The 3968-nt window shown below is 55.1% G+C and carries 4 protein-coding genes; 1 reads left to right on the top strand and 3 read right to left on the bottom strand.

Features of this window, described 5'->3' with window-relative positions:
* The first annotated feature begins 170 nt into the window (after positions 1 to 170).
* Positions 171 to 1928 carry a hypothetical protein gene (locus K0A93_13550; protein MBW6513114.1) on the top strand — a complete coding sequence of 586 codons (1758 nt, stop codon included), beginning with the start codon at positions 171 to 173 and terminating at the stop codon, positions 1926 to 1928.
* Between the two features lie 16 nt (positions 1929 to 1944).
* Here K0A93_13550 and K0A93_13545 read toward each other — a convergent pair whose 3' ends face one another.
* The 3 genes from K0A93_13545 to K0A93_13535 form a co-directional block, all read right to left on the bottom strand.
* Complete coding sequence (locus tag K0A93_13545) at positions 1945 to 2136, bottom strand: DUF2892 domain-containing protein (protein MBW6513113.1); 192 nt, start codon at positions 2134 to 2136, stop codon at positions 1945 to 1947.
* Positions 2137 to 2163: 27 nt separating this feature from the next.
* Positions 2164 to 3459: a hypothetical protein gene (locus K0A93_13540; GenBank protein ID MBW6513112.1), complete on the bottom strand. Its 1296-nt coding sequence runs from the start codon at positions 3457 to 3459 to the stop codon at positions 2164 to 2166.
* Positions 3460 to 3471: 12 nt separating this feature from the next.
* The coding region (locus tag K0A93_13535; protein ID MBW6513111.1) for an outer membrane lipoprotein-sorting protein at positions 3472 to 3968 on the bottom strand (497 nt) is incomplete at its 5' end.

Raw genomic sequence — 3968 nt, 5'->3', positions numbered from 1 at the left:
GAAGTTTGAGGGCAGATTTTAGCTCATTTGCAGCCTCATAGCCGTAGCTATGGGGCAAAAAGGAGCTGAAATATGAGCCAAACAGCTGGGTTTGCAGCCGGTCATTCATTCTCGGACAGGCTCCTAGAAACTGAGTTTACTGACTTTTTTCGCCTGAACAGGAGAGTTACATGCCCCGAGGTGAGCAAGCTTCCTTTTTGAAAAAACTGTTGCGGGTGATGCTGGCCAGCGGGATCGCCGCAGGCCTTGCTTTTCCGTTTCTGGTCACGCCGCTCCTTGGCACGCAGGTACTCACGCTCCCGTTCTTCGTCAGCTGTATCTTCATGGGGCTGGTGATGGGTGTCGTGCTTTATTTAATTGTGCGCGGTGCAATGCTCAAGCAGTTGCGTCACCATTTCAAATTGCTTGAACCGTTGATCGGCAATCGCAGCGTCGATCACAATGACCTGGAAGGGTTGCAGGCCGCCCTTGAAGCGTCGATCCATCAAGTCGAAGACTTGTTCAATAATCTGCTGAACACGGTCGATCTCTTTGTTCCCCACTACAAGTCCCTTGCCGAATCAAGCCGCAATCTTTCAGAGCGTGCCTCCGAGGGGCTTGCCGCAGCCCTCGCGACGCGAAAAAATGTTGAGTCGATGGAGACCAAACAGGCTGAAATTGTCACCCGCACGGAAAATCTCTCCCAGCATACACAGGATGAATCGGCCATTTCCGGTGAACTTTCTGCGTCTCTCGATGAAATGTCACAGGCGATGGATCATGCCACGGGAAAATTCATTGAAACGACGTCCAGTGTTGATGAACTGGCCGCAAGCATCCTTGAGGTTGCCGCACAGGCTGACGAAATTGCCCGTTCAGTTGAAAACACGACTCGCGACCTGGATGAAATCGGTGAATCGCTGCTCAAAATCCGTAACGGGGCCGCAGAAAGCGCGACTGTCGTCGGCACCGTCAAGGTGGATGCCGAGAACGGTTTGCAAGTCGTTGAATCATCAATCAACGAAATGGAACGGATTGAGCGGGAAAGCGTCAAGTCGACTGAAGCGATGCATCGTCTCTCGCGTCAGACCGGTGAAGTCGCCAAGATTATCGAGGTCATCAAGGAGCTGGTATCCGACACCGAATTGCTGGCGTTCAATGCCGCGATCATCGCCGCGAAAGCCGGGGAAGAGGGGAAGGGATTTTCTGTGGTCGCCGAAGAAATCCGCGATCTGGCTGATCGTACTACCAACAGCGCACAGGACATTCAACGCATCGTCAAAGCGATCAACACCGACACCGACGAGGTGCTTGCCGCCGTTGAGGCAACCGGCAAACGTATCGCCAAAGGGAAAGAGCTTTCCCTCTCCGCGGGTGAGGCGCTTTTTAAAATCGTCGAAAGTTCGCAGCGCGCGGCGCTAACCTCTGATGAAATATCGGAAGTCACCGAGCAGCAGGGCGTGCGTTCGCAATCGCTGCTCGAAGACGCAACGCAAAGCCTGCGTTCGGTCAAAGAAATTGCCCGGGTTATGCAGGAGCAGCAGCGCGCAGTTGTGCGTATCCAGGACAGTGTCAACCAGATCAAATCGGCCAACGATCAGGTCTCCCGCGGGATGGAAGAACAGGTCAAGGCAACCCGTCAATTCGATCAGGGGCTCGCTGCGCGTGAGGAGCAAATCAACGCTATTCGTGACATCATCACCTTCCAAAGCAACCTGTCCAACAAGGTTTTTACCCACTTTGAGAGCTCAGAGCGTCGTCTGCACGGCAATGCAGAATTGGCGAAAATCATTAACCAGGAAATTTACGAACTCGAAATTCTTGCGGAGCGTTTACGCCAAATTGTTGATGATGTCTCTCAAACGACCGCGGGAGATCAACCCCTTCCCCCCCCAACTGCTCCCCCGGCACAACACACGGCAACGGCGATGGCCGCTGCCAAGGGCTGAGCAACCGGTCGGCAGGTTACCCTTCCCGCACCCCGATCTTTTTTAAAATTGTCATCATCGGGCACCAGTTGGTGAAGGCGCTCTGAAAAAGATTCAGCCCGACAAAGGCCGTAAAATAAAGCCATGCGGGGGAATGTAGCTGCGACAAACCCACACTCAGCATCACGAAAAAACCGGCGATCAGGCGTAAATAACGATTGACGGTCATCGGTTGGTCTCCCTTCTGGATTCCCGGTTAGAAACTGTAGCGGACACCAGCGTAAAGGTTGTTATTGCGTTCAAATTGACCGAAAAAGGTGTGGTCATCCTCACCCATGAAGAGATTCGCTCCGCTGGTGAGCAGCCATGCATCGGTCAGCTTATAGTTGATATTCGGACGCAGGTACCCGTCGCCATCTGACGGCGAATAATAGACGAAGAGGGAAAGCGTCAGGGTCTGCCTCAGGGCCAGCTTGGTCAGGCGTGTGGTGAAGACGTGACGATTTCGATCACGCGCGGGGCTGCCGGGCGGAAGACCACTCACATACCCGCCATAATCACACATCGATTCGAGATAATATTGAGCACTGACGGACAGATTGTGTCCCACCTCCTGTTCATAACCGGCCAGCAGGCGCCACTCACTGTTCGGCAGCGCCGGATCCGTGCCGTTCCGGTCGTCACGGGAGTCATAATAACCTGCTTCAAAAGTGGCAATCCCCCTCGCCAGCCCGCCGCGCAGACTCGCTCCATAGACGCTCAGCCGGGGGAAAGTGGCGCGCAACGTTGCCGGATCGAACCCGACCGGACTTTTCCAGAACCCCGTGTAGGCATAAAAAGCGCTCTCGTAACTGATGATATTTTTTGAGACCCGCACCGCCAGCTCATCGTCGTGCCCCCAGCGGTCGCGCAGCTGGGGGTCGCTGACTGCGTCCTCCCCGGCACGTCGCCCGAGGAGGGGGTTCCAGTAAGAAATCCGCTCGCCACGGATATAGCGATCGGCATCGAAACGCGGTGTCCAGGCCACGTCAATATTCGCACAGGCGGGGAAAAAACTGATGAAGAGAGCATCGGAGGGGGCCTTCAGATATTCCACGTCACGGCCAATGAAAAAGGACCGCCAGTCCTTGGGAAACAGGTCGTTGATAAAGAGTAGATCCCCTGTTCCCCAAGTCAGAATCTGACGACCGAGCTTGACATCGATGCTGGACAGCGGCGAGAAAAGAAGATTCGCCTCACGCAGGTCGACCGGTCCGGTCCCCGCCTCAAAATCCTGATCAGTCTGTTGTGCGACTTCATCGTGAACCAGGTCGGTCCGCAGCTGCCAGCTTACCAGCTCGCCGTCGCGGCGTAGCCCCAGTTGAACCCGCGCCTCACCAAGACTCGTTGACCGCTGGTATCGATCCTCCTGCAAACGGGTGCCATAACGTCCATCGACAAAACCGTGGACGGAGATATCGGCTCCGGGCGAAAAGGCCTGCGCTGACGGGACCGGGAAAAACATCAGCAGAACCAGCACCACTCCACCAGTAATTGCGGCAAGTAAATTCATCCCTGTCTCGTCCTAACGCGTTACTTCTCGCGGCGCGCGGCGCAAAAAGCGCTCGGTAAATATCCGCTCCTGCAAGCCGAGATCATACTCAATTTGAGTAAAATGGTTAATCGTCGTGCTCCCCGCAAGCAGATCGCGGGCCGCCGCTTTGATCACCGTCGGATAGCCCTGCACCGTCGCCACTTCGAGCGCCTCGACGACCCGATAGACGCTGCCACTTTGATCAAAATACTCGGCCTTGACCGGCAGGTACGTGGTTTTATCGATCTGCACGATATAGTGGCTGAATTCCACCGATGAACGATTTTTCGGGGTGTTCCTGATCACGTAACGGGTGGCGGTTTCCTCGATCAGTTCATGGCGATCCTCGTCCAGGCTGCGGCCCGAAACATCTTCGTAATAAAAGTCAGAACCGACAAAGCTGGTCCGCTTGTCCCCCGGTGCGATGCGCTTTTTCAAGTTCAGCGCGGGGAGCCAAAGCCAACGATCATCTTCCCTGGCGACATTTT

Source organism: Desulfuromonadaceae bacterium (assembly GCA_019429445.1).
GTDB lineage: Bacteria > Desulfobacterota > Desulfuromonadia > Desulfuromonadales > JAHYIW01 > JAHYIW01.
The sequence above is the reverse complement of the archived record's forward strand: the minus strand, read 5'-3'. Positions and strand labels throughout refer to the sequence as shown.